This window comes from Corynebacterium sp. H130 (assembly GCF_037572395.1).
Classification (GTDB): domain Bacteria; phylum Actinomycetota; class Actinomycetes; order Mycobacteriales; family Mycobacteriaceae; genus Corynebacterium.
The window spans coordinates 370,417-397,252 of sequence record NZ_JBBHLA010000002.1 but is presented as its reverse complement, the minus strand read 5'-3'; the positions used below and the strand labels follow the sequence as shown (position 1 = coordinate 397,252).

The window sequence follows — 26,836 nt, the reverse complement described above, 5'->3', positions numbered from 1 at the left end:
CGGTTTTGAGGGAAGGCAGCGCTAAAGTGAAATCATGCGCACTTTGGTTACCGGCGGTGCCGGCTTCATTGGATCTCACCTCACGGACTTGCTGATTGAGAAGGGGCACGACGTTGTTGTCGTGGATAACCTGTCTCGCGGCAGTTTGCAGAACCTGGAGCAGGCGAAGCAGTCGGGCAAGTGTACTTTTGTTGAGGCTGACATCCTTGAGTTGGATTTTGACAAGTTCCTGGCGGAGCACCGCCCTGAGGTGATTTTCCACCTGGCAGCGCAGATCGACGTGCGTGAGTCCGTGGCTGATCCGATTCACGATGCAACCACGAACATTATTTCCACGATCCGCATCGCTGAGGCTGCGCGGAAGAACAGTGTGCGCAAGATTGTGTTCACCTCTTCCGGCGGTTCGATCTACGGCACCCCAAGCACGTTCCCGGTAGACGAGTCCTTCCCGATTGATCCGCATTCGCCGTATGCGGCGTCGAAGAGCGCAGGCGAGATCTATTTGAACACGTTCCGCCACCTGTACGGCCTGGATTGCTCCCACATCGCGCCGGCGAATGTGTACGGCCCACGCCAGGATCCGCACGGCGAGGCTGGTGTGGTGGCGATTTTCTCGCAGCGTCTGCTCAATGGTGAGCCGACGAAGGTGTTCGGCGATGGTGGCAACACTCGCGACTATGTGTACGTCGGTGATGTGGTGCGCGCGTTCTACCTGGCTGCGGGGTCCAACGGCAGTGGCATGCGCTTCAATATCGGTACCTCGGTGGAGACCTCGGACCGTCAGCTGCATTCTTTGGTCGCCGAAGCAGCGGGTGCGCCGGATAATCCGGAGTTCGCGCCCGCACGGCTTGGCGACGTCCCTCGCTCGGCCCTCTCGTTCCAGCGCGCTCGCGAGGTGCTGGGATGGCAACCGGAGGTCACCATCGAAGAGGGCGTGGCCCGGACGGTTGATTACTTCCGTGGTCTAGTCTCTGCGTAACCTCTTTCCTGTGGCTCGCTTAGCTGCTGGCGAGTTGTTTTCCGCCTCGCCTTTGCGGTCTGACCAGCAGCAACCTTGCTGGTTTTTCTTCATGTGAGGCCCCGATCTGTCATCGTGATTCTTCCGGTGGTGGGTCCTGCACATGAAGGCCAGATTGCTCAGCGCGGTTTCTTGGCACATGGACCACGGCGTGACGTGGTGGGCATCGCACTGGCCTGCATGGATGTCGCAGCCGGGGTATTGGCACACCAGCTGCTCGGCCAACATGGCTACGCGCTGTTCAAACGAGGCGCTGCGCTTGGCCGTGATGAGCTTTTTCACGGCCCCTGTGTGCGTGTGGACGGCGATGTAGTCGGTGATTCGATCGGCGCCGAGTGCTGCGATCTCCAGGAGGTTGAGCGAGAAGGCTGTGTTAGTGGGGAAGCGCTGCAGCAGGTCAAGGTGGTCGTTTTCGGTGATGGACACGACCAGGGATGCGTGGCCAGTCCTTTCCACTTGCTCGCTGCTGGCGCGCTGTACAACTTCGGCAAAAGCGTCATGTTGGCGCTGGCGAACTGTGCGGAGATCGCCTTCCTGCTTAGACGCGGTGCTGAAGGCCTGGTCCATGAGTGATTGCAGTAGTGCCCCGATCTCTGGGGTGCTGTAACCGGAAAACTTGGCGCCTCCGTGTTCGTCAGGTTTGTGAAGCGTGAAGCGGCGCTGGGTGCGCGCCTGCAGGGGGTCTGTGGCAAGGCGCAAGTTTTCGGCAGCAACCAAGTCGCGGGTGAATCGCCAGGTTTGTTCTGGGGAGGTGGGACGGTTGTACCCGAGCACCTCGGCGGCAGCTTCGGTGTAGATTTCTCCGCCTCGGTCAGACGTCGGGCTAAGGCTGGAAAGTGCGCGCAGGATCTCATCCTGGTGCTCAGCCTCAACGCCGTCTTCCCATGTGCTTTCGGCGCGTTTGAGGAGAACACGGGCGTGGCGCGGATTGACGCCGGCGCCTGTGAGATCCGTGAGGTCGAGGTGGAATGCGAGGGAAGTTTCGAAGCGGGCAATGTCCTCGCGCAGTTGCTGGAGCTGCGCCATCGTTTCGGACAGTTCTATGTGGTTGTAAGGGTCTACGTCTGCCGCCGCCACGGCGATGTGACAGCGTGCTAGTTCTAAGTCATTCAAGGCTGGTGCTCCTTAAAGAGCGCTGGTCTGAAGCTGTTTCTTATGAACGTGACTACAGACTAACAACCGCGAAGGACACCAAATTAAGCCCTTAGAACATATGTTCCAAACCTACTGAACTGTCGCCGCCAACTGCTCAGAAATAGCAGTCTCAAAGGCCTCCACCGGCTGCGCACCTGCGATGAACTTGGTGCCGATCAAAAAGCCCGGGGTACCGGTGATGCCGATGCTGCTTCCGTACTGGGTAGCCTGCTCAATCGCAGCGTCGTACTTATTGGACTTGGCATCGGCCTTGAACTTCTCCATGTTTGGTACGCCTGCCTTCTGAGCAAAACGCTCGAAGTCAGCATCGCCGAACTCTGGGTGGCCATTCTTGGTGGCAGCCTCCGCAAAGAGGGCTTCCTTGAACTCATGGAACTTACCCTGCTCAGCAGCTGCACGGCCCGCCTTGGCAGCGGCTACCGCATGTGGGCCGTTGATTGGCAGGTCGTTCCATTCGATGCGGACCAGGCCCTTTTCCACGTAGTCCTGCATGATCTTCCCCTCGGTTTGAGTGGAGTAGCGGGCGCAGAATGGGCATTCGAAGTCGGAGAACTCAGAAATAACCACTGGCGCGTCGATGGCACCGATGGCGAATGGATCTTCCGCATTACGGCGGTGGACCTTGATGATGTCTTCCTTGGTCTTCAGCTCGCCACCAGGGCCCTGAATCGTGGCATTGTAGGTGCCATCTGGACGTGGCGTCGCCTCACGTGCACCGGCGCCTGGCTTGACCTTTGCCAGCTTCGACTTAATTGCGGTCGCGGAAGAAGGGTTATCTGCAATGAACCGCTCCTCGGCCACCTTTTCGCCATACATGTAGCCCGAAAGGCCGGAAATAGCAGCAACGAGGAGGATGATGGCGGAAAGGAGGGCGATGCGGGACCGGGACACTTAATTCAACTCTTCTTCAGGCTTAATGGCGTTCTTCAAAGCGATCGCGCGGGCAAGACGGGCGTAGCGCAGCTCCTGCTCGCGGAAACGAATGTAGGAGGACAAGGTAGTGAACATGAAAGCGACCACCAGGGCGTAAAGCAGCAGGTCAGTGCCGCGAGAGACACCGACCCAGTTCGCTACGATGGTGAGGTCGTCCGGGCGCAGCACGGCCCAAATGCAGGCGAACACGAACACAACGAAGCCGAGCTTCACGCCGGCCTTGGCTCGGGCTTTACGACGGTTCCCCAGGAAATAAATCACCAGGAAAGCCGTGGCGAGCAGCAACAAAATCTGGATAACGATGGTCATGGCAACTTCCTTGCGAGGAATCCGTCGGCCAGAATGTTCACGCCGTTGATCAGGGACTGGCCCTTGGACATCGAGTATTCGGTGTAGAGGATGTCCACTGGCTCTTCGGCGACTCGCCAGCCCAGTTCATCCATGGTGGAGACGAACTCGGATGCGTGGCTCATGCCGTTCATTCGGAGGTTCAGTTCCATGGCCACCTTCTTGTTGAAGGCGCGCAGGCCGTTGTGGGCGTCGGTAAGCCCGAGGCGGCGGGTGCGTGGGGACAGCAGCACCACGGTCTTGAGCACGACTCGTTTGATCCATGGCACCTGGTCGTCGGCGGAACGTGGGCGACCGAAGCGAGTGCCGACGATGATGTCGACCTCTTCGTTGCGGAGGCGGTCCACCATCTTGACAACGTCTTTGACCTGGTGCTGACCGTCGGCGTCGAAGGTGACAAAGTACTTCGCGCCCGGCTGCATGCGGGCGTATTCGACGCCGGTCTGGATGGCAGCACCTTGGCCGAGGTTGACCGGATGGTTCACTAAATGGGCGCCGGCGGCGTGGATGCGGGCGGCGGAGTCGTCGGCGGAACCGTCATTGACGGCCACGATGTTCGGGAAGGTTTTGCGCGCGTTCTCGATGACGTCCTGGATAACGGACCCCTCGTTATAGCACGGAATAACCAGCCAGGTGTCAGTGTTTTCCATGATGGCTAGTAGCCTAACGCACTTTCCTAGCGACGGTGGAACAACGCTCCGTATGCGCGCTGCAACGCAGCAGCAGGCAGTAGGCGATACGCCGTCCGCACCACGAGGTTCAGCGCCGCGCGCGGCTTGGAGACCAGTCCGTACGCCGCGAGGTTGCGCTGCATATGACGCTCCGCAGCAAACATGCCCTTGCCGGTGCGGCGGGCAAACTGGCTTTGCGACGTCCTAAAGTACGTCAGCGGCTCGGCAAGATTATGGAACTGTGCCCCCGACATCAACAAGCGCGCCCAGAGGTCGTAGTCCTCCATGTGGTGCACCTTCTGGTACCCACCAGCGTCCCGCACAGCTGCAGTGCGCATCATCACCGAAGGATGATTCACCGGCGTATTGATCCGGGCGTACTTCAAAATTGCTTCGTGAGTTTCCGGCAGCGCGCGAACTTTGCCCACCGATTGTTGCAAGTCACCGGTCTGGGTGAAGGTGCTGTCATCGAATTCGGTCACGGCGGTTCCGAGCACAGTGAGGCGTGGGTGCTGCGCAAAATAAGCCAGCTGCTTCTCGATGCGCTCCGGGTAGGCGAGGTCATCGGCGTCGATACGCGCGATGAAATCGGTGGTGATGGTTCCGAGCCCTGCTTGCAGCGCGGGACCTGCACCCTGGTTGCGGGCGAGACGCACGCGGCGCAGTTCTGGGTGGGTGGCCTGCGCGTCGTCGAGAACGCGCTCCAGTTCGGTGGTGAGCGGGCCGTCCTCCACCACAACTACCTCCTCGGCGGGCCGGGTCTGCGCCCACAAGCTGTCCAGCGTGTGCTGGAACTGGGTGGCGTCGGCGCCTGCGTAGACCGGGATGAGGAAGGAAACGGTGGAGGTCATGGTCCCTATCTAACCATGTCGATTGCTGCGCAACGCGCTGACATGAACGAATGCTCCAGTCAGCGGGCCGGCGAGCAACGCGGCGCACACATTGGTGGCGAGCGTGAACGGCAGGAGCAACACTGCGAACGCCACAGCGGAGGCCACAACCCAGCCGAGGACGTAGGCGCGGTGTGACTCGATGGCGAGGGTTGCGGTACCGGTGATCATCAATGCGCCGGTGCATGCGCTCGCGATGGTGAGCAACGCCAAATTAAGTCCCGGGACTGCGTAGTCCGGTCCCCACAGCGTCTCCATGATCCACGGTCCGATCAACCAGGCCAAAGCGCCACCGATGAGGCCAAGCCCGAACACAGCGCCAACCGGCTTGACCAAGGTCTTGAGAACGGCGTCGCGGTGCGTCACAAAGTTCACGATGAGCGCCGACTGGAATCGCTGCAACGGCACCAGAATCGGCGCCCTGGTAAGTGTCACCGCGTACATCACAGCAGCCATGGTTACCCCGCCGACCGGTGCGGGATCTTGGGTGGCCTTGATGAATGTCGGGAAACCCGTGATCAGCAGCGCCGTTGCGCCTGTAGCGAGCATCGCCGAGAAAGTATTGCGGCGAAAAACCTGTTGCACACAGTCCGTCGGAGCGCGCAGCACATCACGCGCCCAAAACAGGACCAACGCCCAGCTCAACGCGCCAATCACGGTCACGACCAGGAATGCGACGAGTCCCCAGCCAGCCCACCAAGCAAGCAGCACGAGCCCTAGGCGAATACCTGAATCAAGCGTGAGCAGCAGCGCGAAAACGGGCCACTTCTCCGTGCCACTCAAAATTCCCGAAAGCAACGCCTGGAACACATAAGACACCAGACCAATCGCCAACAGCGCAGTTGCCAGGCCAATGTGCTGAGTCAGCAGATGCGTCCACAACGGCGACGTCACCACGGCAATCAGTGCCAACGCCCCCGCAATCCACGATGCCGTCAGCCACGGATTCGCCCGGTCACCCATCTCTGAGGGAGCCTGCCGAGCGGAAGATACCGACCTGGTGGTTTCCTGCATGAGGCCGTCGATAAGCCCGGCGACGGCGAAGAACAGACCCCAGAACGCCATAAACTCCTCGACCTCGGCACGCGGCATGGCGTGTGGGGCGATGAAAATGACGGCGAAGCCCGAAAGCGCCGCGAAGATGGTCGCGAGGGAGAGGGTTTTCATGTGCGACACCTAGTGGGTAGGGAAGGACGGCAGGGGGACCTCGTGCAGCCAGCTGGACCACAGCTTGTCCACCGCGTGGGCGTCCGCGCAGCAGCCGAGGACTTCGCGACGCAGGTCGTGCGGTTCCACCACACCGTGCCGGCCGAACTCGACATAGGTGCGCAGCATGCGGAAGAAGGCCTCGTCACCGAGCAAAACCCGCAGGGAATGCACGGTCAGGGCGCCCCGCTTGTACACGCGGTCATCGAACATGTCGCGCGCGCCGGGGTTGGAAAGCAGCAGGTTCTGAGGCTTGCCGGCCAGCACCTCGTAATGCTCTGTGGCGAACTCACCTGCTGGCCTGCCCATTGAATGTTCGAACCACAGCCACTCGGCGTAGCAGGCGAAGCCTTCATTGAGCCAAATGTCGTTCCACTGCGCGAGCCCCAGCGAATTGCCGAACCACTGGTGAGAAAGCTCATGGGCGATGAGGCGTTCCCACTTCGGATCTCGGGCGTGGTTGGCGCCGAAAATCGACAGCCCGGCCGCCTCCAGCGGAATCTCCAGATCATCGGCAGTGACTACCACGGTGTAGGTGCTGAAAGGATAGTCGCCGAAAAGCTCCGAGTAGAGCGCGAGCATGTCCGCCTGGCGGGCAAACGTCGTGCGGAACTCGGGGATCAGCTGAGCTGGGACGTAACCAATGACGGGGACTGGCCCCTCGGACAGCACAACGCGCTGGTACTCGCCGACCATCACAGTGGCCAGGTAGGTGGCCATCGGCTGATCTAGATGCCAGTGGAAGGTGGTGCGGGAACCGGATCGGCTGGTCGAACGCAGCACACCATTGCATACTGCCGTGAACGGGTTATCCACCGTCACGTGGAAATCGTAGGTCGCCTTCTCATCCGGGGTGTCATCGCACGGGAACCAGCTTGGCGCGCCGCACGGCTGGTTTGCCACGAGGGAACCGGAGGAAGTCTCCTCCCAACCGATCTCGCCCCACGCTGTGCGTAGTGGCCGAGGCGTGCCCGCGTAGCGGATGGACAGGGAAAACTCGGTGTCCGCAGGCAGCGCCTCCGCGAACGTAATCCGCAGCTTGCCACCGGACTGCTTGAAACGAGCAATCTTGACCTGCGAACTATTGACCTTGGCTACCCGCAGCGAATCAGCCAGGTCAAGAGTCATTCCAGACAGTGGCTCGTAATTCTCGATGTCAATCGTCGCCACTGCATCCAACCGGTTCGGCATCACCCGATAGTCCAGGGTCAGGTCATAGTGGCTGACGTGGAATCCGAGGTTGAAGTCGACTCCCGTGTACTCGTCGCGGGTGCCGGGGATAGGGGTCGAACGCAGGCGCTGTGTGGTCATCGTTTACTTAGGGTACTCCACAGCCAGTTGTAGACGAGCGCCTCCATCAGCGCTACCTGCGCATTATCCGACGCCCCAGCGTGCCCGCCCTCGGTATTCTCGTGGTAATCCACCGATTGACCTGCATCTTCCAAGGCGGCGGCAAACAAACGTGCATGCGCCGGATGCACACGATCATCGCGCGTCGACGTGGTGACCAAACATGGCGGGTACGCGGGCTGCTTTGCGACGCCGTGCAGCGGCGACCACTTTCTAATCTGCGGATCTTTCGCTGGATCGCCATACTCAGCCATCCACGAGGCACCCGCACTCATGGTGTGATAATTCAACATGTCCGTGAGCGGGACTTGGCTGACCACTGCCCCCATCCGCTCCGGATACTGCACCAACGCTCCTGCGGTGAGCAGGCCACCATTGGAGCCACCACGAACGGCCAGCAGTTCTGGGGCGGTATAACCCCGAGCCACGAGGTCTGTGAGCACAGCCTCATGGTCTTCCCACACCTTGTGCCGATTCGTCTTTGTCACCTGGGAGTGCCAAGATGGGCCGAATTCACCGCCTCCGCGCAGGTTCGCCTCCACAAAGAGCCCACCCTTTTCCAACCAGCCCAATCCGCGCAGCGAAGAGTAGTAGGGAAGCAACGACACTTCGAAACCGCCGTAGGCATGCACCAATGTTGGCAACGGCCCCTCGGAGAACCGGCCCGTCACAAAGTAAGGGATCTTCGTTCCGTCCTTCGATGTTGCCCAGTGCTGCCGGGTTTCCATGCCGGAGGTGTCGAAAAGCGCGGGCGCATGCTTCACCGGCACGATGTCGCCTCCAACATGACCGTGGGAGAGCGTGGTAGGAGTGGTGAAACTCGTGGTGGTGAGCCAGATTTCGTCGTCGCGAAGCGGGCTCGTCCCGGCGACGGTGGTGGTTTCGAGGCCGTCGCGAAGCACGCTGTGTTCGGACCAGGAGCCGAGCGGGATGGTGACGATTCTGCTGGCAACATTGTGCAGCAAGCTTAGAACCGCGTAGTTCTTGGTGAATGTCAGGCCCTGCAGCGAGGTTTCGCTGGTTGGGGTGAACACGGGCGTGATGCTGCGATCCCCGGCGAGGAAGCGCTCGAACTCGATGACTCCCAGGCCTCCGGCTGGGATGCCTGCAAAATCGGTGCGGGGCGCGATGAACATCCATTCCCGGAAGGTGTTGAAACCGCAGTCCTCGGGGATGTCGATGAGCTGCAATCCATCGCGGTCGAGATAGGTGAGAGAGCGATAAAAGTCCAGGGAGCGGGTGACAAAGGTGCGCTCGAACCCGGGCATCGAATCATGCCAACCGCCGACCGCAACGTCCGAGGTCTCGCCCGCAAAAAAGAGCTCAGCCTGCTCCAACGCGTCGCCACGACGCAACAGGTAAACGCGCGCCGGGTAACCCGAATCAGTCAGCGACCCCTCGCCCATGTCGGTGCCGACGAGCAACGTGTCCTGATCCAGCCAGCTCACATCCGTCTTTGCCTCCGGAATGTGAAAACCACCCGGAACAAATCCCCCGCTGATCAGGTCAAACTCGCGAATCTCCGTAGCGTCGGCGCCACCCCGCGACAGCTTGACCAGGGCGCGATCATAAAACGGCGAGCGCACGTGCGCGCCCTTCCACACCCAATTTTCGCCCTCCGCTTCGGCGAGCTTATCGACGTCAATGAGCACGCGCCACTGTGGGTCGCTGAGATAACTTTCGAGCGTGGTGGTGCGCCACACGCCACGCGGGTGCGCAGCGTCGCGCCAAAAATTGAACAGCAGCTCGCCACGCCGACGAGTCATCGGAATGCGGGCATCGGTGTTGAGGGCCTCGAGGAGCTGTTGTTCCAAGGCCGGGTCCTGGTAGCGAGCCTTCGTCGCGTCTGAACGCTCGCGCACCCATTCGAGTGCGAGCGGTGAATTTATGCTGCGGAGGAAGTCATGAGGATCCGACATGACCCCAGTCTACTGAGGGGGCTGTGCTAGCCGAACGCCACTCGGAAGGTCTCCCAGGATCCGCGCAGATCTTCCTGCCAGTATGACCACGAGTGAGTACCCATTGGTCAGAAAACCCAGTCGGCCCCGATGCCCTGGCTGTCCAGCTTCACCTTGAGGTCGTGGGTGCATACGTTGGTGGCAGCTTCAATTCCGCCGCCCTCAACAGTGAGCTGGGTGACCTCAACAGAATTGCCCTTGGTGCGCGGGGAGAACCAGAGGTCGATATCGCCAGCGAGGCCGGAAGCGTTGGAGATCTACATGGCGGTTCCGCGCAGCTTCTCGGAGTTCTCCAGCGCGTCGTTCGCCGCCATCGCCGCCGTTGAGTCCGTACACGGTTGGACGTCCTGCGTTGTTCGCCTGGAGCACTACCAACGGCACCCAACGATCCATAGGTGGGGAGTACACCCACATTTCCTTAGCGCGCGGATCGCTCTCAACCTTCGCCCGCCAACTCGGAGCATTCTCGCCACGTGGGCCTTCGGGGATCAGAGGAAAATCCTGTGCCACTGCCATTGGGGCTGCTCCGAAAAGGGCGTCGCGCAGGTGAGGGTTGCGAGGATGAGTCGTGCCTTAGTCGTACGAATAACAAATTCCATAAAAATAACCCCCGCCAGGGAATTGGCGAGGGTTACTTGGTGAGGGGCTTAGATGCCGAAGGCTACGCGGAAGGTCTCCCAAGAACCGCGGAGGTCTTCCTGCCAGTAGGACCAGGAGTGGGTGCCAACTGGACGGAATGCCCAGTCAGCGCCGATGCCCTCAGCGTCGAGCTTGGCCTTGAGGTCGTGGGTGCACTTGTTGGTTGCAGCCTCGATGACGCCGCCCTCAACGGTCAGAACTGCAACGTTGGCGGAGTTGCCCTTCACGCGTGGGCTGGACCACAGGTCGTTCTCGCCAGCAAGGCCGGATGCGTTAGAGATGTACATTGCGGTGCCGCGCAGCTTGGATGCGTTAATCAGGGCATCGTTGTAGTGCCAGGTGCCGGTGCCCAGTGGGCCCCACATCTGCTCCTTGGTGACGCCACCGCGCTGCAAGGTCAGGTCAATTGCGGTCAGGCCAACACCCTGAGAGGTCTGAGCACAGCCGGAGAAGGAACCGATTGCATCGTAGAAGCCTGGCTGGTGCTGAGCGTAAAGCAGGGTGGTGGTTGCGGTCATGGACATGCCGAAGATCGCGCGCTGGGAGTTAGCGTTCAGGTGAGGCTCGATGCCTGCTGGGAGCTCCTTGGTCATGAAGGTTTCCCACATCTGCTTGCCACCGAGGTTTGGAGCTTCCTGCTGCCAGTCGGTGTAGTAGGAGAACTTGCCTTCCATAGGGATGATGACGTTGACGTCCTTGTCAGCGTAGAAATCAAGGATGTCGGTCTGCATGACCCAGTTCGCACGGCCTTCGCCACCGTCGCCACCGTTCAGGGCGTAAACGGTTGGGCGGTTAGGGCTGGTAGCGCGGATGACCACGAGTGGTACCCAGCGATCCATAGCTGCGGAGTATGCCCACATTTCCTCGGCACGTGGGTGAGCATCGACAGTGGCGCGCCACTTAGGGATGGTCTCGCCCATTGGGCCTTCGTGAATGTTGGCAGGGGTTACGCCAGCGGCAACTTCTGCAACAGGGGTGCCAGCGACAGCTGCAGGAGCGCCTGCGAGCAGGGTTGCGGTTGCGGCCACGCAAGCGGCGATGCGACGGAAGTTCTTCATTTATCCAGCTTTCCTTAAGACGGTGGGCAGTGGAGCTTCACGTTAAGTGTCGCAAAATGTTGCCCTAGCGTTAACAAACGACAATCTTTCCTTGGATTCAGGAATTTTTCAATAGGAATGGGTGGGAAATCATCCCTTTGGTTAAATTAGCACCATTTGTGTGGCGCGTGGGATTTTTGTGAACTATTGTTATAAATGTTGTTTGTGGGGCGCGTGTGATTCGCGTGTAACGAACCCGCGACACAGCACGTATAGATAGAAGTAAACCCCGTTCGACGCAAAGGAAATTCCATGCAGATCTTCGAAGCTCTGATCCTCGCCATCAACAACATCCTCGGCCCAGCTCTGCATGCTGGCTCTTCCGGATCTAGCCAGCTGTCCCTGGCCCTCGGCCTGATCTAGTTTTCTCTTCTTTAGACGTCGAAAAGCGCAGCTTACGTGCTTTTCGACGTCTTTTTTTCGCCTACTCTCCACATAAGAAGTCATGTTCAGTATCCTTGGGATTGTGACTGAACATTATGACGTAGTAGTACTCGGCGCTGGCCCTGGTGGCTATGTGTCCGCCATCCGTGCATCTCAGCTTGGCCTGAAGGTTGCAGTAATCGAAAAGCAGTACTGGGGCGGTGTCTGCCTGAACGTGGGCTGCATCCCATCCAAGGCGCTGCTGAAGAACGCAGAAGTTGCGCACATCTTCACCCACGAGAAGAAGACCTTCGGTATTTCCGGTGACGTCTCCTTCGACTTCGGTGCAGCTCACGCGCGTTCCCGCAAGGTATCTGAGGGCATCGTTAAGGGTGTCCACTACCTGATGAAGAAGAACGGCATCACCGAAATCGATGGCTGGGGCACCTTCAAGGACGCCAAGACCATCGAGGTTGACGGCAAGACCATCACCTTCGACAACTGCATCATCGCTACCGGTTCCGTCGTTCGCTCCCTGCCGGGCGTCGAGCTTTCCGAGAACGTTGTTTCCTTCGAAGAGCAGATCCTCAACCCTGTCGCACCGAAGTCCATGGTTATCGTGGGTGCCGGCGCTATCGGCATGGAGTTTGCGTACGTACTGTCCAACTACGGCGTTGACGTAACCATCGTCGAATTCATGGATCGCGTGCTGCCAAACGAGGATGCTGACGTCTCCAAGGCAATCGCCAAGGAATACAAGAAGCTCGGCGTTAAGCTGCTCACCGGCTACAAGACCACTGCAGTTCGCGACAATGGCTCCTCCGTCGAGGTCGACGTTGAGTCCAAGGACGGTTCCAAGAAGGACACCCTCACCGTTGACCGCGTCATGATCTCCATCGGCTTCGCACCTCGCACCGAGGGCTACGGCCTCGAGAACACTGGCGTTAAGCTCACCGAACGTGGCGCCATCGAGATCGACGATTTCATGCGCACCAACGTTGACGGAATCTACGCAATTGGCGACGTCACCGCGAAGCTGCAGCTCGCACACGTCGCTGAAGCTCAGGGTGTTGTCGCAGCTGAGACCATCGCAGGCGCTGAGACCATGGAACTCGGCGATTACATGATGATGCCACGCGCAACCTTCTGTAACCCACAGGTCGCATCCTTCGGCTACACCGAAGAGCAGGCAAAGCAGAAGTGGCCAGATCGCGAGATCAAGGTCGCTACCTTCCCATTCTCCGCAAACGGCAAGGCTCAGGGCCTCGCTGAGACTGCCGGCTTCGTCAAGCTCGTTGCCGACGGTGAATTCGGTGAACTCCTCGGTGGACACATGGTCGGCGCCGGCGTCTCCGAAATGCTCCCAGAGCTCACCCTGGCCCAGAAGTTCGACCTCACGGCGGAGGAAATCGGACGCAACGTCCACACCCACCCAACGCTCTCCGAGGCAATGAAGGAAGCTGCAGAAGGCCTCATGGGCCACATGATCAACCTGTAGTTCTTCCAGTTGGAAGCAGCCGCACCTGAAGGTTTTCGGGTGCGGCTGTTTTGTTTTCTGGTGAGGTGTGAGTTTAGGAACCTGAGTTTCGGAGGAAAACGGGCGATTTTGCTGCCTTTTCGACGGCTTTCGCCCGAAACTCGGGTTCCTAAACTCACGCTTTCCGGGCAAACTTGCCCACACCGAATAAACGGTGCAAAATAAACTCATGAATTCGGTTAGGAAGCACCATAATCCCAATCCGCAGTGCCCTATCCGATTCGGCGAACCCTGCACTGCCTGCCAGCCTGGCACCTCCGGCCCTAACGACTGTCAGTTAGTGCAATTGGTTCGTGAAGATCCGGACCTGAAGGAACTCATGGTCCGAATGATTAAAGATAAGCGTTCTAGTATGGCGCGATAGTCGACTCGTGTGCGTCGATGTGAATGCCGCGATGCACTGGCGGGAATGCGCGCTGCGCGCAATTGTCTCGCGTGCAAACTCGGCAGCCTGCGCCGATGGGAGTCGCGGCAGACATGTCTTCGATGTCGAGGCCCTCTGCGTAGACGGTTCTATCGGCATGCCTTGCTTCGCAACCAAGTCCAATGGCGAACAGCTTTCCGGGTTCGCCGTAACGACCACGGTGGTGACGAACCGTGCGGGCGACCCACAAATAGTTGCGGCCGTCTGGCATCTGCGCGAGTTGGCGCATGATCGTGCCTGGATTGGTGAAGGTCTCGTACACATTCCACAGCGGGCAGGTGCCACCCGAGTGGGTGAAGTGGAAACCGGTCGCTGACTGTCGTTTGGACATATTGCCTGCTCGGTCCACGCGCACGAAGGTGAATGGAATGCCTCGTAAATTGGGGCGTTGCAGCGTGGAGAGTCGGTGGCAGATGGTTTCGTATCCGACGCCGTACAGCTGGCAGAGGTATTCGATGTCGTAGCGGGAGCGTTCGGCGTCGCTGTGGAAGCTGCGGTAGGGGAGCATGAGTGCTGCGGCGAAGTACTGTGCGACGCCACGAAGGGCCAGCTCATAAGATTCAGGCGAAGTAAAGTGCCCGTCTTCTACGTGCTCGCGGATGGTGTCGGCCGCCTCTAGTTGGCCGAGCTCTGAAGCCATGCGGAATGCGCGCTGACCTGGGTCAAGTCGGGTGGACAAGGTGAGCTCGCGAGTTTCTGGATCGTAGCGGTGCAGAATTCCTTCTGCATTGCCATCGAACGTGATGTTGATGCCATGAATGCTGTGTAGGCGGTTGGCGATCGCGTCTTCGGTAGCGCGGATGTCGTGCGGGCCGATCTTCAATTCTTGCGCGATGCGCTCGGCCTGCGTGTCCACGCTGTCTAGGTAATTCTGGCGTGCGTAGAAGAAGTCGCGCACCTCCTCATGTGGCATAGAAAGTGCCTGCGCGCCCGGGGTGGGCGCGTGGCGCGTATCGACGGCCAAGTTCAACTTATCCCGGACATTTCGGTATCTCCGGTGCATGTCAACCATGGCTTTGGCCAGGGTTGGGTGGTTGTAGACCATCTCGGAAATTTCCTGCAGCTCGATTGAGGTCGGGCAAATTTCCTTGTCGAGCACCACATCCTGCACCTCGGCGAGGAGACGGGAATCGTCATCGCGGGAAAAGAAGGTGGCATCGACGCCGAAGGTCTCCGTAATGCGAAGGAGAACCGGGACGGTAAGAGGACGCACGTCGTGCTCGATTTGATTGACGTAGCTTGCCGAGAGTCCAAGGGTGGCAGCAAGTGACGCCTGGCTCAGATCTCGTTCGCGGCGCAATTGGCGCAGACGCGAACCCACATAAGTCTTTCCCATGAGCTCACCTTAGCGTGATGGGGGTCACCTTTGCATGAAAACTTCACAAAGTTTTACAAAGTAAATCTTGCAATGGAGGAAATTAACAAAGCTCCAGCTAGAAAAGGGAATTAGCGAGCAAAAACGTTGCTAAATTCGCAGCCTACAACTTCCATCTTTCGATTGAGTTAGAACGGGGGGTGGGCGGATATGTGTGACCAAGCGCACATTTGCGAATAATTTCACTAAAAGTGCCAGGAAGGTCGCAATTGTTACAGGTGAGACACGGTGCGGTTAAGAGAAGGGTTGCCTTCGGCCGTTGAAAAGCGCTGTGCCTGAATTCACATAACTCACTATTGAGTGGTTGTTTCTAGATCGTAGGCCTTAAAGTAGTTACGACACTGGAGGTGCCATGACTGTTAAATTTGATGACCGTGACGCAGTCGCTCACGGCAAAATTACTGAGAAGCCGCTTCGCGAGAAGCCAACCTTCCCAACTTGGGCGCTCAAGCTGACCATGGCGGTCACGGGCGTTATCTTTGGTCTTTTCGTACTGGTCCATATGATCGGTAACTTGAAGATCTACCTTCCTGACGTAGACGGCAAGAAGGACCTTGACATCTACGCAGCATTCCTTCGTGAACTGCTCGTGCCAATCTTCCCGCACGGTCTGTTCCTCTGGATTTTCCGCCTCGTGCTCCTTGCCTGCCTCGTGGCGCACGTCTACGCTGCATTCGTGCTCGTCGGACGTGCACACCAGTCCCGTGGCAAGTTCAAGCGCACCGGCCTCATGGGTGGTCTGAACTCCTTCACCACTCGTTCCATGATTGTCACCGGCATTGTGCTGCTGTGCTTCATCATCTTCCACATTCTTGACCTCACTGCTGGCGTCACCCCAGCTGCTCCAGAAACCTTCGAGCACGGTGCCGCATACGCAAACGTGGTCGCATCCTTCAGCCGCCCAGGCGTAGCGATCTTCTACGTCGTCGCCATGGTCGTGCTGTTCCTGCACTTGTCCCACGGCCTGTGGACCGCGGTCTCTGACCTCGGCATCACCGGCAAGCGCTGGCGTGCAATTCTCCTGTTCGTGTCCTACCTGATCCCGGCTGCCGTGCTCGTTGGTAACAGCACGATCCCACTGGGCGTCTTGTTCGGCTTGATCGGTTAGGTCGAAAGGAAAGAAATATGAACCTCAATAATGCAACCGCTGTAAAGCCAGAGTTCACCGCTCCTGCTTCCGTCGTTGAAGGCGTTTCCATCGGTTCCGTCCTTGAGAGCCACCTTCCAGAAGGCGTCTCTTCCAAGGAAGCATGGGAGTACCAGAAGGATCACTACAACCTGGTCTCTCCTCTGAACCGTCGTAAGTTCCGCATCCTCGTCGTCGGCACCGGCCTGTCCGGCGGTGGCGCAGCTGCAGCTCTCGGCGAGCTCGGCTACGACGTCAAGGTCTTCACCTACCACGACGCCCCACGCCGTGCGCACTCCATTGCTGCACAGGGTGGCGTCAACGCCGCTCGTGGCAAGAAGGTCGACAACGACGGTGCATACCGCCACGTCAAGGACACCGTCAAGGGTGGCGACTACCGCTCCCGCGAGGCTGACTGCTGGCGTCTGTCCTACGAGTCCGTTCGCGTCATCGATCACATGAACGCAATCGGTGCTCCATTCGCTCGTGAATACGGCGGCGCACTGGCTACCCGTTCCTTCGGTGGCGTGCAGGTCTCCCGTACGTACTACACCCGTGGCCAGACCGGTCAGCAGCTGCAGCTGTCTTGTGCTGCCGCTCTGCAGCGTCAGATCCACAAGAAGACCGTTGAGATCTTCACCCACAACGAAATGGTCGACCTGATCATCAACGAAGTTGATGGCAAGAAGGTCTGCCAGGGCGTCATCATGCGTAACCTGATCACCGGCGAGCTCACGGCTCACACCGGCCACGCTGTGATCCTGGCTACCGGTGGCTACGGCAATGTGTTCTACATGTCCACGCTGGCAAAGAATTCCAACGCTTCCGCCATCATGCGTGCATACGAGCGCGGCGCATACCTCGCTTCGCCTTCCTTCATTCAGTTCCACCCAACCGGCCTGCCGGTTAACTCTGAGTGGCAGTCGAAGACGATTCTGATGTCTGAGTCCCTTCGTAACGACGGCCGCATTTGGTCCCCAATCAAGCCAAACGACGACCGCCCAGGCAACGACATCCCAGAAGAAGAGCGCGACTACTTCCTCGAGCGTCGTTACCCAGCATTCGGTAACCTCGTCCCTCGTGACGTCGCATCCCGTGGCATTTCTCAGCAGATCAACGCTGGCCTCGGCGTCGGTCCACTGCACAACTCCGTGTACCTGGACTTCCGCGATTCCATCCAGCGCCTCGGCGAGGATGTCATCCGCGAGCGCTACTCCAACCTCTTCGAAATGTACGAAGATGCCATTGGTGAGAACCCATACAAGGTTCCAATGCGTATTGCGCCAACCTGCCACTTCACCATGGGTGGCCTGTGGACCGACTTCAACGAGATGACCTCCATCCCTGGTCTGTTCGCAGCCGGCGAGTGCTCCTGGACCTACCACGGTGCAAACCGCCTGGGTGCAAACTCCCTGCTGTCCGCATCCGTCGACGGCTGGTTCACCCTGCCATTCTCCGTTCCTAACTACCTCGCTGAACACCTCAACGAGCCAGTTCTGCCAACGGATTCCCCAGCTGCCGTTGAGGCACTGAAGAAGGCACAGGCACGCATCGACAAGCTCATGAGCATTCAGGGCGAGCACGGCCCAGAGTTCTTCCACCGCAAGCTCGGCGATATCCTCTACTTCTCCTGTGGCGTTGCCCGCAACGTCGAAGACCTGAAGAAGGGCATCGAAGACATCCGTCAGCTCCGCAAGGAATTCTGGTCTGGCCTGCGCATCACCGGTTCCCCGGAAGAGATGAACCAGGTTCTGGAATACGCAAACCGCGTTGCAGACTACATCGACCTCGGTGAACTCATGTGTGTCGACGCTCTCGACCGCGACGAGTCCTGTGGTGCTCACTTCCGTGAGGATCACCTCTCTGAAGAAGGAGAAGCAGAGCGCGATGACGAGAACTGGTGCTTCGTCTCCGCTTGGGAACCAGCAGGCGAGGACAAGTTCATTCGCCACGCTGAGCCTCTCTACTTCGAAGCCGTCCCGCTGATGACAAGGAATTACAAGTAATGAAACTGACTCTTGAAATTTGGCGTCAGGCTGGACCGAACACTGAAGGTCACTTCGAGACTGTCCAGGTCCCTGATGCAGTTGAGCAGATGTCCGTCCTCGAGCTCCTCGACCACGTCAACGAAGGCATGATCGAAGCTGGCAAAGAACCATTCGCATTCGCATCTGACTGCCGCGAAGGCATCTGTGGTACCTGTGGCCTCAACGTCAACGGCCGTCCACACGGCGCTGACAAGAACAAGCCTGCTTGCCAGCAGCGCATGTACAACTACAAGGATGGCGACACCCTCAAGATCGAGCCACTGCGCTCCGCCGCCTTCCCTGTGATCAAGGACATGGTTGTTGACCGTTCCGCTCTGGACCGTGTCATGCAGCAGGGTGGTTACGTTTCCGTGGATGCTGGTACGGCTCCTGATGCAGACACCCTGCACATGAACCACCAGACCGCAGAACTGGCACTCGACCACGCAGCCTGCATCGGCTGTGGCGCATGTGTTGCTGCTTGCCCTAACGGCGCAGCACACCTGTTCACCGGTGCAAAGCTCGTTCACCTCTCCCTCATGCCAATGGGCAAGGAAGAGCGTGGCAAGCGTGCCCGCCAGATGGTCGACGAGGTCGAAACCAACTTTGGCCCATGCTCCCTCTACGGCGAATGTGCCGATGTCTGCCCTGCAGGCATCCCACTGACCGCAGTGGCTGCAATCAACAAGGAGAGGGCTCGTGCTTTCTTCTCCGCGAAGGACCACTAAGCTGTAAGCAATTGCAGCTTGTATGAAAGGCGACTAGCACCAATGAACGACAGCAAAGCACTTCAGGATTTCCCAGTGTACGAGGGAAGCATCGAGTCTAACTACGTGGAGGGCTACCTCCCAGTAAGCTACGAAGCTCCGCACTCCTCGCTGCACAAGTCCGCTACCTGGGTAGGCATGGGCCTCGTCCTCGCTTCCCTGGCAGGCTTCGGCACCCTGATCTTCGGCCTGGCATCCCAGACCGTCGGATCTCAGGACAACTGGGACATGTACGCCATGATCGGTGGCGTAATGGCCGCAGTGTTCCTGATCGGTGGCTTTGGTGCTATCGCCGTGGGCCGCAAGGACGTCAAGGCTTGGCGTGCCCGCACTGGTCGTAACGACTAGTTCGTAATCCTTCTCTGTAGCCCCGCTCGCGCTTGTCGCAGCGGGGCTACAGTGGTTTCCATGGACAGTCGCGCACTCATCATGATCCTGATTACCCTCATCACCTTGCTCTCCGTTTACCAGATCGCCACGATGGTGTTCTAATCAGCAATAATGGCAGGTATGTCTTTCACTGCCATGCCAGAGCCCGCGGACGCAGCCGAGCGTCGGGTCACGCTACGCAAGTACAAACTTCTGGCCACATCGTTGCTCATCCTTGCGGCGATCATTTTTCTCACCTGCCAATACCTCCAGCAAAAGCTCGGTATTGATAACTTCTGGATCGGCCTTATCCGGGCCGGTGCCGAAGCCGGCATGGTCGGCGGCCTCGCCGACTGGTTCGCAGTCACCGCCCTGTTCAAATACCCAATGGGCCTGAAGATCCCGCACACGGCGATCGTGAAGAACAAGAAAGACCAAGTCGGGGCAGCAATGTCCGACTTTGTGGGCGACAACTTCCTGAACGCCGAACTCATTACAGAAAAGGTCCGCGAGTTCGGCCTCGCCGAATGGGCAGCGAACTGGACCCAAGATCCTGCGAACTGCGCAAAGGTCTCGCATGAGGTCGGCCAGGTCATTACGTTCATCCTGGAGCGCATGGAGCCCGCCGAGGCCGAGCGGTTGATCAAGGCTCTGCTCGTCGACAAGGCAACGGAACCAAACTGGGGACCGCCACTGGGGCGCCTGCTTGAGCAGCTCATTGAGGACGGAAAAACCGAACCTCTGGTGGAAGAGGTCGCGCAGTGGATGCACCGTAAGGCAATGGCGTCGGAGGCCAAAGTCGTTCATGTGGTGGATGATCGGTTGCCGACGTGGGCGCCGCGATTTGTCCAGGACCTGGTTGGTGACAAGGTCTACCGCGAGCTCGTCGCGTGGACTTCCGCAGTTGCTGCGAACCCCGAGCATGAAGCACGGCAGGGGATTAGGCGGTTCATCGGACAGCTCGCGCATGACCTGCAAGAGGACGAGGCGCTCATTGCCCGCGTTGAGGATTGGAAGGGCGAAATCGTGGGATCCAAGCCCGTCCAGGCGCTTCCCGCTGCGCTGTGGGCCTCGGCCTCCCAAAATTTGCTGGCTGCAGCTCAGGATCCCACGTCGCTGCTACGCAGGAAGCTGGAGCTGTTCACCCAATCCATCGGCGATAAACTTCGCGATGATTCCGAGTTCCGCGAACAATTCGACACGTGGATAACGCGCATCACCCGCGCGGTGGCTGATTACGGCGCCCCGCACATCAAGGAGATCATTTCCGAGACTGTTGAACGTTGGGATGCCGATGAGGCCTCGGACAAGATTGAGCTCATGGTGGGCAAGGATCTGCAATACATTCGCCTGAACGGTACGGGTGTGGGTGCGCTTGTCGGCATCCTGATTTTCACGCTCTCGCAGCTTCTGTTCGGCTGACTGTTACTATGAGCTTTTGATTGATGAAACACTCTTTGAGGAGGCCACAGCCATGCCTGTTATCGCAGCGACGATCCTCTGGTACGTAACCGTTGGATTTAGCTTAGCTATCGCGGTCGCAGGCATCATTGGTGCCATTGAGGCGGCCACCACTCGTGAGGACGCTTTCGAAGCCGCTGACCGTCAACCAAAGTGGGTCTGGTGTGGCATTTTGGTCGCCTCGGCCGCAGTAGTGAGCTTCCAGATGCCGTTGCTGAACTGGATCGGCATGGTCGCCATCGGCATCTACTACTTTGATGTTCGCCCGCAGGTAAAAGACATCATCAACGGTACGTACCGCTGGTAACTGGGGGAGATAAACATGATTGAGTGGGCTGTTCTGGACAAGTTCGCCACGCCAGCGGACGTCGTGAAGCGCGCGGAGGAGGCGCAGGGCGCTGGGCTGTGCGTGGCTCCTCACCTGCTCGCGTCGGTGCCGGAGACGGTGGCGCGGGTGTCCTCGGTGTGCGGTTACCCGGACGGCACGCACCATCCGCTGATCAAGGCTACCGAGGCGCGGTTCGCGGTCCAGAATGGGGCGGTGGAGATCGCGCTCGTGCCTAATCTCGGTGCGGTCCGCGCGGGCGATATGAACGCACTGCTCGCGGAGGTCGTCGCGGTCCGTGAGGCCATCACCGAGCACGTGGAACTCACCGTCATTTTGGAGCCGGACCCGAACCTGCGCGACGCGATCGACATGGTGGCCAAGGCAGGCGCGACCTGCGTGCAAGCAGGCACACGCTTATCGACGCCCACCGCCCTCGCGCCCTACCTCGGCAAGCTTCCTGTCAAGGCAGTTGGTACCGCAGCACAGGCCGAGGACTTGCTCGCTGCCGGCGCTAGCCACGTCCTGATGTTGGACGCTGTGGCTCCCCGGTGCCCTGAAGATCATTAAGAGGGACATTGTCGCCTGCTAGGTGAAGCAGAATCTTGTCATCCTGCACATCCATGCCCTGAACCTTCAGCAGACCAGAAAGCTCCGTGGACTGGCGCTCCAGGCTCTTTGTCAGCACATCGGAAACCTCGCCGGGGAGATTCATACCAAGCAAGCTGGCGTCCTCCGCAGCGAACTTCAGCGTGCCATTCTCCACCTTCGGACGCAGCGTCAGAGTGGCAGCACCGTCCGTGAACTCCACCTTCAAAGACTGGTCCGCTGCGACGGTATCTACCTTCGTGATCTTCACCAAGCCCTGAATCAAGTTCGTAGCCAAATCACCACTTTTCACCTTGTTACCCGCCATCGACGCCTGCGCCTGAGCCAGCAAGAAATCCTCCGGCAACTCAGTATTGACGTCCAAATGGCCCGCAACAGGATTGTTCTGATCCTTGATATTCAAATCCTTGATATCAACCTTTGTCGCAGGAGCCCCCGCCACTCGCGGCGCCCCATTCGGGCCATCAGCGATGCTCACCGTGGAAGGCGTATCCAACACAACATGCGGAATAGTGCCCGTAATCTGAGACAACAGCACAGGGGTAGGACCGAAAGAAATCTTCGGCTCCTCACTGGCCTGCCCCGTCGCAGCGAAATCATTCTTCATCTGATCACTGATCATCCAGCGAACACCGAACTCCGCGGCAACAACAAGCAGCAGCACAACGAGTGCCAGGCTGACGAGAACTTTCCAAATTTTTGTAGTCACGCTAAACCAGTGTGGCAAAAGCCGCCCCAGTTCGCCAGGAAATCTTTCCCGTCTAAGGGATGCTTTTCTGGTGTTTTCCCAGGACGCCAGGCACAAATAGGGGATGTTTTTTGGGGCGGGGGAAATCCTTCCCGTCTAAAGGACGCTTTTCTAGCGTTTCCCCAGGACTGCCGGTTCAAATACGGGAAAGATTTCCCTCTTGCCGAAATCCTTCCCCCAGAAATCCCGCCTGAAACCTATTTCCCCAGGACGCCAGGCCCGAATACGGGAAAGATTTCAACTGACTAGATCCCAGGGAACGGTGATTACGTTGTCCCTGATGCGTCGCCGGATGGGTTCCATGGGTAGGTCAAGGAGTGCGCGGGTTTCGCGCCAGCGGACGCGTGGTCCGAAGGTGGCGTAGCCGGCTGCGCGTTCCCAGGCGTCGTCTAGGGCGGTCAGGAAGTCGTGTACTGGGGTGCCGGGGTGGTTGAGGTGGATGAGTTTCTTGGGGAGTCGTTCGGCGAGGTCGCTGGGTTTGGAGACGTCGAAGGGGTCCCACGCTAGGGTGAGGGAGAGGGGACCTTTGGCGTCGAGAAGCACCCAGGTGGAGCGGCGGCCGAGTTCGTCGCAGGTGCCTTCGACGAATAGTCCGCCGGGGGCGAGGCCGGAGCAGACGAGGGCCCAGGCGTCGTCGACTTGGGCGACGTCGTATTGGCGCAGCACGTTGAAGGCGCGGACGAGTTGCGGGGTGTATCCGGCGAGTTCGAAGCCGCCGAGTTCAAAGGTGACGCCGTCGCGTGGTGGTAGGACGCGCTCGGGGTTGATTTCGAGGCCTTTGACCTGCACGGATGGGTTCACTCGGCGTAGCCAGCCCGCCCATTCGACCGTGGTGGTGTGGGAGGCGCCGTAGCCAACATCCAGTGCCAAAGGTGAGGAGCCGGACAGCGCTGAGGTAACTAGTGGGTTGTATCTGAGCCAGCGGTCGCAGCGACGCAGGCGGTTGATGCCGGTGGTGCCACGGGTGATAACGCCAAGAGGCCGACCACGCGATGCGGAAAACCGCAGATTGTGTGCGTGATCGGCCATGGTTAAAGCTGGAAATTAGCCCTGAGTGGAGATCCACTTTTCGGTGAGGGCTGCCTCGTTGTTGAAGAAGTCGACGAGTGCTTCGGCGACCTTTGGCTCGATGGCTGGGCCCATGAATGGGATGTCCACGGTGACGACGTTCTCGTAGGTCAGGGTGGCGGTGTCTTCGCCGGAGAGGGTGATGTCGCCCTTGAACTCGACTGGGGTGCCCTTGACGTCGGCAATGTAGGTGCCCTTTGCTACGCCGTCGACAAACGGGCCCCAGGTGATGGTGCGCTTGACCTTGAGAGCCTGCGAAATCATGGCGCGGGCTGCTTCTGGCATGAGCTCCTGTGGGAGGATTTCGTACAGGACAACCTCGACGCCACTGTCGGTCTGGTTGAACTGGTTGACTTCGCCTGGTTCGGTGGAGAAGTTCGCCACGTTGTACGCCCAGTAGTCGGCGGAAGTGTAGGCCTCGAGGACCTTTGCCGGTGGGAAATTAATGATTGCGGTGTTCTCGCTACGCTTAGCCATGCATACAGACTACCGTTATTGGTGTGCATGACCTACTGCTGACCCAGAAAATCGCCGAGATTCGTCCTGAGATCGACAAGATTGCCGAGCTCACCCTGTCCGACACGCCCCTCGCAGACCTCACCACGCTGCATCTGGGCGGTCGGCCGGTGCTCACCGCGCACTGCCAGTCACAGGCGGCCGCGACGCAGCTTGTCACGCTTCTCGACGCCCATTCGATCCCCCTCCTCATCGTGGGCGGTGGCTCAAACCTGGTTGTTGCCGACGGCGACCTAGATCTCGTGGCGGTCGTCTTGGAGTTTGACGACATCTCCGTCAACCCATCCACCGGCGTGATCCGTGCCGAAGCGGGTGCCATTTGGGATGACGTCGTGTCTGTCGCAGTGGACGCAGGATTGGGCGGCATTGAGTGCTTGTCCGGCATTCCGGGTTCCGCGGGGGCTGTACCCGTGCAAAACGTCGGTGCATACGGAGCAGAAATCTCCCAGGTGCTGACGCAGGTGTGCCTGCTCGATCGCGCTACCGGCACCGTTGAGTGGTGCCCGGCGTCTTCGCTGGAGCTGTCCTACCGATACTCCAATCTAAAGTTCACCGGACGCGCGGTAGTTCTAGGCATTGAATTGCAGCTGAACCCGGACGGGCTGTCTGCACCACTGCGTTTCGGCGAGCTGGCTCGGGTACTCGGCGCAACTGAAGCAGGGGAGCGCAAGCCTGTGGCCCAGGTGCGGGAAGCCGTGCTCAACCTGCGTCGCGGCAAGGGCATGGTGGTGGATCCTGCCGACCACGACACGTGGTCCGCCGGCTCATTCTTCACCAATCCGACCGTCGATAATCGCGTTGCTGACTACGTACGACGCGTGACGGGCGAGACTGACATGCCGTGCTACCCGGTGGCGGGGACGGAGGAATCGAAGCTTTCGGCGGCGTGGCTCATTGAGCGGGCAGGCTTCCCAAAGGGATTCCCTGGTGGCGATGCGCGGGCGTCCCTTTCGACCAAGCACACGCTGGCTCTGACCAACCGCGGCTCAGCCTCAACCGAAGACTTGGTGGCGCTGGCGCGCACGATCCGCGACGGCGTGGACGAGAAATTCGGCGTCCAGCTCGTGCCTGAGCCCGTGTGGGTGTGCGTCGAGCTGTAAGAAGGCTAGTCATGGAACTTTCTGATCTTTCCACGAGTCACCAAAATTACGTTAAGGCCATTTGGGGATTGCAAGAATGGTCAAACGAGCCGGTGACCAAGAGCGCCCTCGCGCAACGGGTAGAAGTGAAACTATCTACGGCTTCGGATGCTGTTCGTAAGTTGACCGAGCTGGGGCTGGTGCAAGATACCCGCTACGGAGCCGTCTCCCTGACCGAGGTGGGCGAAGCTATTGCACTGCAAATGGTCCGTAGACACCGCTTAATCGAGTCTTACCTCGTTCAAGAATTGGGTTACAGCTGGGACCAAGTGCATGTGGAAGCCGAAGTTCTCGAACACGCTGTCTCTGATTTCTTGGTGAATCGATTGGAAGAGAAACTAGGCTTTCCAATTCGTGATCCGCACGGAGATCCAATTCCGCGTGCCGATGGAAGCATCGAAGAGGTAAAGGCAATTAACCTCGACGAGCTACGGGTGGAAACTCCGGCAAAGGTTGAACGCATTAGCGACGAAGATCCAGAGCTGTTGAAGCATGTGGCGCGCATTGGATTGAAGCCAGGGACTGTTGTTGAAAGAGCGGAAACCGGTAGATTTTCTCCAGGTGTGAGCATTCGATTCGCGGGAAGTGGGGAATCGGCTGTCCTCAATGCAGAGGTTGCCCATTCGGTTTGGGTACGACCTCTTTAATGCTGGCCTCGTAGGATAATGATTCCTTCAGTCGTGAGGTGCCCGGGAAATCGATAGGAGCTTTCCTGATTGCATGGATCGACAAAGATAACCTCGACTTCCGTTCCGCTGTAGCTTTCGGCTACCAGTTGTGACGATGGGGGAAGTTGTAGCGTGTGGTTATTGATCACTGCCAATTCGGGTTCGTGGAAGACTCTGTTTTCATCGGCAATTAATGCGATGTGTGACGACGCTAGTTCACTTATGGATGGGGCATGGGTGAGCGATGGGGGAATGCAGGGTGGAGGCATTTTCCGTGCGGTTTCTGCAAAAGCCTCAATCACATGTCCGTCAACTGTGTTGAAAAAGCAATGGAATAGGCGGCCGAGGCCGTAGAGGGCCGTGGCGGGGTCGGATGACGAATCTAGGAGGGAAAAAGCTTCCTCGTAGTTGCCTTCTCTTATTTGCTCGAAAAGAGTGATCGATTCGAGCCAAGTCCCTTCACCGGTTTGCATAAAAGACCTTTCTCTCAAACAAACTACGTCTTGCCGTACTTTTAACTACGAACTACCGTAGTGTAAGTTCTTATTGAAATCCAGTGAGATTAACGGGAGGTGAAGGGAATTAAGTCAGGCACCGTAAAAGGCAGCATTCTCGAACTGCCACGAGAGGAGTCGCCAGAACTGGTGTACTTTTCCAGCGTCTCTGGCAATACCCATCGTTTTGTGGTGCAGCTTGAGAAAACTGCGAAGCGAATACCGCTGAACCTCAGAACCGAACCATTGTTCCGGGTGTCTCGCCCATATGTCCTCATCGTGCCGACCTATGGCGGCGGGGACCGCAGAAAAGCGGTTCCAAGGCAAGTAATCGCATTCCTCAATGACCAGGTCAACCGGACTTTTCTTCGGGGTGTGATCACATCGGGAAACACCAACTTCCACGACGACTACTGCATCGCAGGGCCCATTATCTCGGCCAAGTGTCAGGTGCCGGAGCTTTATCGATTTGAATTACTCGGCACTTCGGAAGACGTCAGCAAAGTCAAAACAGGACTCGACGAGTTCTGGAAAAACAATCCACGCTAGAAAGGA

27 protein-coding genes and 1 pseudogene are annotated in these 26,836 nt (G+C 58.7%); 13 read left to right on the top strand and 15 right to left on the bottom strand.

The genetic code is table 11. The features are described 5' to 3' along the window. Positions 1 to 34: 34 nt before the first annotated feature. Entirely contained in the window at positions 35 to 979 is a 945-nt protein-coding gene (locus WG939_RS05540; protein ID WP_339983504.1) for an NAD-dependent epimerase/dehydratase family protein, read from the top strand. Here the strand turns inward: WG939_RS05540 and WG939_RS05535 are convergent. From WG939_RS05535 to WG939_RS05490, 10 genes and pseudogenes are all read right to left on the bottom strand, one after another. Then, positions 965 to 2,131 carry an HNH endonuclease signature motif containing protein gene (locus WG939_RS05535; protein WP_339983502.1) on the bottom strand — a complete coding sequence of 389 codons (1,167 nt, stop codon included), beginning with the start codon at positions 2,129 to 2,131 and terminating at the stop codon, positions 965 to 967. The two genes, WG939_RS05540 and WG939_RS05535, sit on opposite strands and share 15 nt — an antisense overlap. Before the next feature lie 111 nt (positions 2,132 to 2,242). Next, positions 2,243 to 2,989, bottom strand: a complete 747-nt coding sequence (locus WG939_RS05530) for a DsbA family protein (protein WP_445227879.1) — start codon at positions 2,987 to 2,989, stop codon at positions 2,243 to 2,245. A gap of 75 nt (positions 2,990 to 3,064) precedes the next feature. Next, on the bottom strand, positions 3,065 to 3,415 hold the full coding sequence (locus WG939_RS05525; RefSeq protein ID WP_339983498.1) for a DUF2304 domain-containing protein: 351 nt from the start codon (positions 3,413 to 3,415) through the stop codon (positions 3,065 to 3,067). After that, positions 3,412 to 4,104: a glycosyltransferase family 2 protein gene (locus tag WG939_RS05520; protein WP_339983496.1), complete on the bottom strand. Its 693-nt coding sequence runs from the start codon at positions 4,102 to 4,104 to the stop codon at positions 3,412 to 3,414. Before WG939_RS05520 ends, WG939_RS05525 begins: the two co-directional genes overlap by 4 nt. Before the next feature lie 26 nt (positions 4,105 to 4,130). Further along, entirely contained in the window at positions 4,131 to 4,976 is an 846-nt protein-coding gene (locus WG939_RS05515) for a glycosyltransferase (protein ID WP_339983494.1), read from the bottom strand. Between the two features lie 9 nt (positions 4,977 to 4,985). Continuing rightward, positions 4,986 to 6,182 (bottom strand): hypothetical protein, encoded by a 1,197-nt coding sequence (locus tag WG939_RS05510; RefSeq protein ID WP_339983492.1) that lies wholly within the window; start codon positions 6,180 to 6,182, stop codon positions 4,986 to 4,988. Positions 6,183 to 6,191: 9 nt separating this feature from the next. Next, positions 6,192 to 7,532, bottom strand: a complete 1,341-nt coding sequence (locus WG939_RS05505; RefSeq protein WP_339983490.1) for a M1 family metallopeptidase — start codon at positions 7,530 to 7,532, stop codon at positions 6,192 to 6,194. Further along, positions 7,529 to 9,490, bottom strand: a complete 1,962-nt coding sequence (locus tag WG939_RS05500) for a prolyl oligopeptidase family serine peptidase (RefSeq protein ID WP_339983488.1) — start codon at positions 9,488 to 9,490, stop codon at positions 7,529 to 7,531. Before WG939_RS05500 ends, WG939_RS05505 begins: the two co-directional genes overlap by 4 nt. Before the next feature lie 26 nt (positions 9,491 to 9,516). Continuing rightward, positions 9,517 to 9,690: pseudogene (locus WG939_RS12050) on the bottom strand (esterase family protein); the annotation flags it as partial. A gap of 486 nt (positions 9,691 to 10,176) precedes the next feature. Further along, positions 10,177 to 11,226 carry an alpha/beta hydrolase gene (locus tag WG939_RS05490; protein ID WP_339983484.1) on the bottom strand — a complete coding sequence of 350 codons (1,050 nt, stop codon included), beginning with the start codon at positions 11,224 to 11,226 and terminating at the stop codon, positions 10,177 to 10,179. Between the two features lie 505 nt (positions 11,227 to 11,731). Here WG939_RS05490 and lpdA point away from each other — a divergent pair. Together lpdA and WG939_RS12045 are read left to right on the top strand one after the other, a co-directional pair. Then, the gene (gene lpdA / locus WG939_RS05485) at positions 11,732 to 13,126 is read left to right on the top strand and encodes a dihydrolipoyl dehydrogenase (RefSeq protein ID WP_339983482.1); all 1,395 of its coding nucleotides are present in this window, start codon (positions 11,732 to 11,734) and stop codon (positions 13,124 to 13,126) included. Positions 13,127 to 13,334: 208 nt separating this feature from the next. After that, positions 13,335 to 13,529, top strand: coding sequence for a DUF6767 domain-containing protein (locus WG939_RS12045; protein ID WP_445227874.1), 195 nt, complete (start codon positions 13,335 to 13,337; stop codon positions 13,527 to 13,529). Here WG939_RS12045 and ramB read toward each other — a convergent pair. Next, positions 13,513 to 14,925 carry an acetate metabolism transcriptional regulator RamB gene (gene ramB, locus WG939_RS05480; protein ID WP_339983480.1) on the bottom strand — a complete coding sequence of 471 codons (1,413 nt, stop codon included), beginning with the start codon at positions 14,923 to 14,925 and terminating at the stop codon, positions 13,513 to 13,515. The genes WG939_RS12045 and ramB overlap by 17 nt on opposite strands. Positions 14,926 to 15,316: 391 nt before the next feature. Here ramB and WG939_RS05475 point away from each other — a divergent pair, with 391 nt between their 5' ends. The 7 genes from WG939_RS05475 (at position 15,317) to WG939_RS05445 (ending at position 21,609) form a co-directional block, all read left to right on the top strand. Then, the gene (locus tag WG939_RS05475) at positions 15,317 to 16,072 is read left to right on the top strand and encodes a succinate dehydrogenase cytochrome b subunit (protein ID WP_339983478.1); all 756 of its coding nucleotides are present in this window, start codon (positions 15,317 to 15,319) and stop codon (positions 16,070 to 16,072) included. Positions 16,073 to 16,089: 17 nt separating this feature from the next. Next, positions 16,090 to 18,096 carry a fumarate reductase/succinate dehydrogenase flavoprotein subunit gene (locus WG939_RS05470; protein WP_339983476.1) on the top strand — a complete coding sequence of 669 codons (2,007 nt, stop codon included), beginning with the start codon at positions 16,090 to 16,092 and terminating at the stop codon, positions 18,094 to 18,096. Next, entirely contained in the window at positions 18,096 to 18,845 is a 750-nt protein-coding gene (locus WG939_RS05465) for a succinate dehydrogenase/fumarate reductase iron-sulfur subunit (protein WP_339983474.1), read from the top strand. The genes WG939_RS05470 and WG939_RS05465 overlap by 1 nt, the downstream gene beginning before the upstream one ends. Positions 18,846 to 18,887: 42 nt before the next feature. Beyond that, positions 18,888 to 19,232: a hypothetical protein gene (locus tag WG939_RS05460; RefSeq protein WP_339983472.1), complete on the top strand. Its 345-nt coding sequence runs from the start codon at positions 18,888 to 18,890 to the stop codon at positions 19,230 to 19,232. A gap of 162 nt (positions 19,233 to 19,394) precedes the next feature. Further along, entirely contained in the window at positions 19,395 to 20,675 is a 1,281-nt protein-coding gene (locus WG939_RS05455) for a DUF445 domain-containing protein (protein ID WP_339983470.1), read from the top strand. A gap of 52 nt (positions 20,676 to 20,727) precedes the next feature. After that, positions 20,728 to 21,021, top strand: a complete 294-nt coding sequence (locus WG939_RS05450) for a DUF2516 family protein (RefSeq protein ID WP_339983468.1) — start codon at positions 20,728 to 20,730, stop codon at positions 21,019 to 21,021. 15 nt (positions 21,022 to 21,036) lie between these two features. Further along, positions 21,037 to 21,609 (top strand): hypothetical protein, encoded by a 573-nt coding sequence (locus tag WG939_RS05445; RefSeq protein WP_339983466.1) that lies wholly within the window; start codon positions 21,037 to 21,039, stop codon positions 21,607 to 21,609. Here WG939_RS05445 and WG939_RS05440 read toward each other — a convergent pair. The 3 genes from WG939_RS05440 to WG939_RS05430 all read right to left on the bottom strand — a co-directional run bounded on the left by WG939_RS05440 (position 21,554) and on the right by WG939_RS05430 (position 23,941). Next, positions 21,554 to 22,357, bottom strand: coding sequence for an LmeA family phospholipid-binding protein (locus WG939_RS05440; protein WP_339983464.1), 804 nt, complete (start codon positions 22,355 to 22,357; stop codon positions 21,554 to 21,556). The genes WG939_RS05445 and WG939_RS05440 overlap by 56 nt on opposite strands. A gap of 276 nt (positions 22,358 to 22,633) precedes the next feature. Beyond that, a complete protein-coding gene (locus WG939_RS05435; protein WP_339983462.1) occupies positions 22,634 to 23,425 on the bottom strand; it encodes a class I SAM-dependent methyltransferase in 792 nt (263 codons plus the stop codon). Between the two features lie 15 nt (positions 23,426 to 23,440). Then, positions 23,441 to 23,941 (bottom strand): DUF2505 domain-containing protein, encoded by a 501-nt coding sequence (locus WG939_RS05430; RefSeq protein ID WP_339983460.1) that lies wholly within the window; start codon positions 23,939 to 23,941, stop codon positions 23,441 to 23,443. Positions 23,942 to 23,964: 23 nt separating this feature from the next. Here WG939_RS05430 and WG939_RS05425 point away from each other — a divergent pair, with 23 nt between their 5' ends. Continuing rightward, positions 23,965 to 25,080 carry a UDP-N-acetylmuramate dehydrogenase gene (locus tag WG939_RS05425; RefSeq protein WP_445227873.1) on the top strand — a complete coding sequence of 372 codons (1,116 nt, stop codon included), beginning with the start codon at positions 23,965 to 23,967 and terminating at the stop codon, positions 25,078 to 25,080. A gap of 11 nt (positions 25,081 to 25,091) precedes the next feature. Then, a complete protein-coding gene (locus WG939_RS05420) occupies positions 25,092 to 25,766 on the top strand; it encodes a metal-dependent transcriptional regulator (RefSeq protein WP_339983458.1) in 675 nt (224 codons plus the stop codon). Here WG939_RS05420 and WG939_RS05415 read toward each other — a convergent pair. Further along, complete coding sequence (locus WG939_RS05415; RefSeq protein WP_339983456.1) at positions 25,763 to 26,260, bottom strand: hypothetical protein; 498 nt, start codon at positions 26,258 to 26,260, stop codon at positions 25,763 to 25,765. The two genes, WG939_RS05420 and WG939_RS05415, sit on opposite strands and share 4 nt — an antisense overlap. Positions 26,261 to 26,368: 108 nt before the next feature. Here WG939_RS05415 and nrdI point away from each other — a divergent pair, with 108 nt between their 5' ends. Beyond that, on the top strand, positions 26,369 to 26,830 hold the full coding sequence (gene nrdI, locus WG939_RS05410) for a class Ib ribonucleoside-diphosphate reductase assembly flavoprotein NrdI (RefSeq protein WP_339983756.1): 462 nt from the start codon (positions 26,369 to 26,371) through the stop codon (positions 26,828 to 26,830). Positions 26,831 to 26,836: the final 6 nt, after the last annotated feature.

Excerpts from the sequence above, each read along its gene's own strand:
- WG939_RS05540 (WP_339983504.1), top strand. The coding sequence starts at position 35 with ATGCGCACTTTGGTTACCGGCGGTGCCGGCTTCATTGGATCTCACCTC.
- WG939_RS05530 (WP_445227879.1), bottom strand. The coding sequence starts at position 2,989 with ATGTATGGCGAAAAGGTGGCCGAGGAGCGGTTCATTGCAGATAACCCT.
- WG939_RS05525 (WP_339983498.1), bottom strand. The coding sequence starts at position 3,415 with ATGACCATCGTTATCCAGATTTTGTTGCTGCTCGCCACGGCTTTCCTG.
- WG939_RS05520 (WP_339983496.1), bottom strand. The coding sequence starts at position 4,104 with ATGGAAAACACTGACACCTGGCTGGTTATTCCGTGCTATAACGAGGGG.
- WG939_RS05515 (WP_339983494.1), bottom strand. The coding sequence starts at position 4,976 with ATGACCTCCACCGTTTCCTTCCTCATCCCGGTCTACGCAGGCGCCGAC.
- WG939_RS05510 (WP_339983492.1), bottom strand. The coding sequence starts at position 6,182 with ATGAAAACCCTCTCCCTCGCGACCATCTTCGCGGCGCTTTCGGGCTTC.
- WG939_RS05505 (WP_339983490.1), bottom strand. The coding sequence starts at position 7,532 with ATGACCACACAGCGCCTGCGTTCGACCCCTATCCCCGGCACCCGCGAC.
- WG939_RS05500 (WP_339983488.1), bottom strand. The coding sequence starts at position 9,490 with ATGTCGGATCCTCATGACTTCCTCCGCAGCATAAATTCACCGCTCGCA.
- WG939_RS05490 (WP_339983484.1), bottom strand. The coding sequence starts at position 11,226 with ATGAAGAACTTCCGTCGCATCGCCGCTTGCGTGGCCGCAACCGCAACC.
- WG939_RS12045 (WP_445227874.1), top strand. The coding sequence starts at position 13,335 with ATGAATTCGGTTAGGAAGCACCATAATCCCAATCCGCAGTGCCCTATC.
- ramB (WP_339983480.1), bottom strand. The coding sequence starts at position 14,925 with ATGGGAAAGACTTATGTGGGTTCGCGTCTGCGCCAATTGCGCCGCGAA.
- WG939_RS05475 (WP_339983478.1), top strand. The coding sequence starts at position 15,317 with ATGACTGTTAAATTTGATGACCGTGACGCAGTCGCTCACGGCAAAATT.
- WG939_RS05470 (WP_339983476.1), top strand. The coding sequence starts at position 16,090 with ATGAACCTCAATAATGCAACCGCTGTAAAGCCAGAGTTCACCGCTCCT.
- WG939_RS05465 (WP_339983474.1), top strand. The coding sequence starts at position 18,096 with ATGAAACTGACTCTTGAAATTTGGCGTCAGGCTGGACCGAACACTGAA.
- WG939_RS05460 (WP_339983472.1), top strand. The coding sequence starts at position 18,888 with ATGAACGACAGCAAAGCACTTCAGGATTTCCCAGTGTACGAGGGAAGC.
- WG939_RS05455 (WP_339983470.1), top strand. The coding sequence starts at position 19,395 with ATGTCTTTCACTGCCATGCCAGAGCCCGCGGACGCAGCCGAGCGTCGG.
- WG939_RS05450 (WP_339983468.1), top strand. The coding sequence starts at position 20,728 with ATGCCTGTTATCGCAGCGACGATCCTCTGGTACGTAACCGTTGGATTT.
- WG939_RS05445 (WP_339983466.1), top strand. The coding sequence starts at position 21,037 with ATGATTGAGTGGGCTGTTCTGGACAAGTTCGCCACGCCAGCGGACGTC.
- WG939_RS05435 (WP_339983462.1), bottom strand. The coding sequence starts at position 23,425 with ATGGCCGATCACGCACACAATCTGCGGTTTTCCGCATCGCGTGGTCGG.
- WG939_RS05430 (WP_339983460.1), bottom strand. The coding sequence starts at position 23,941 with ATGGCTAAGCGTAGCGAGAACACCGCAATCATTAATTTCCCACCGGCA.
- WG939_RS05420 (WP_339983458.1), top strand. The coding sequence starts at position 25,092 with ATGGAACTTTCTGATCTTTCCACGAGTCACCAAAATTACGTTAAGGCC.
- WG939_RS05415 (WP_339983456.1), bottom strand. The coding sequence starts at position 26,260 with ATGCAAACCGGTGAAGGGACTTGGCTCGAATCGATCACTCTTTTCGAG.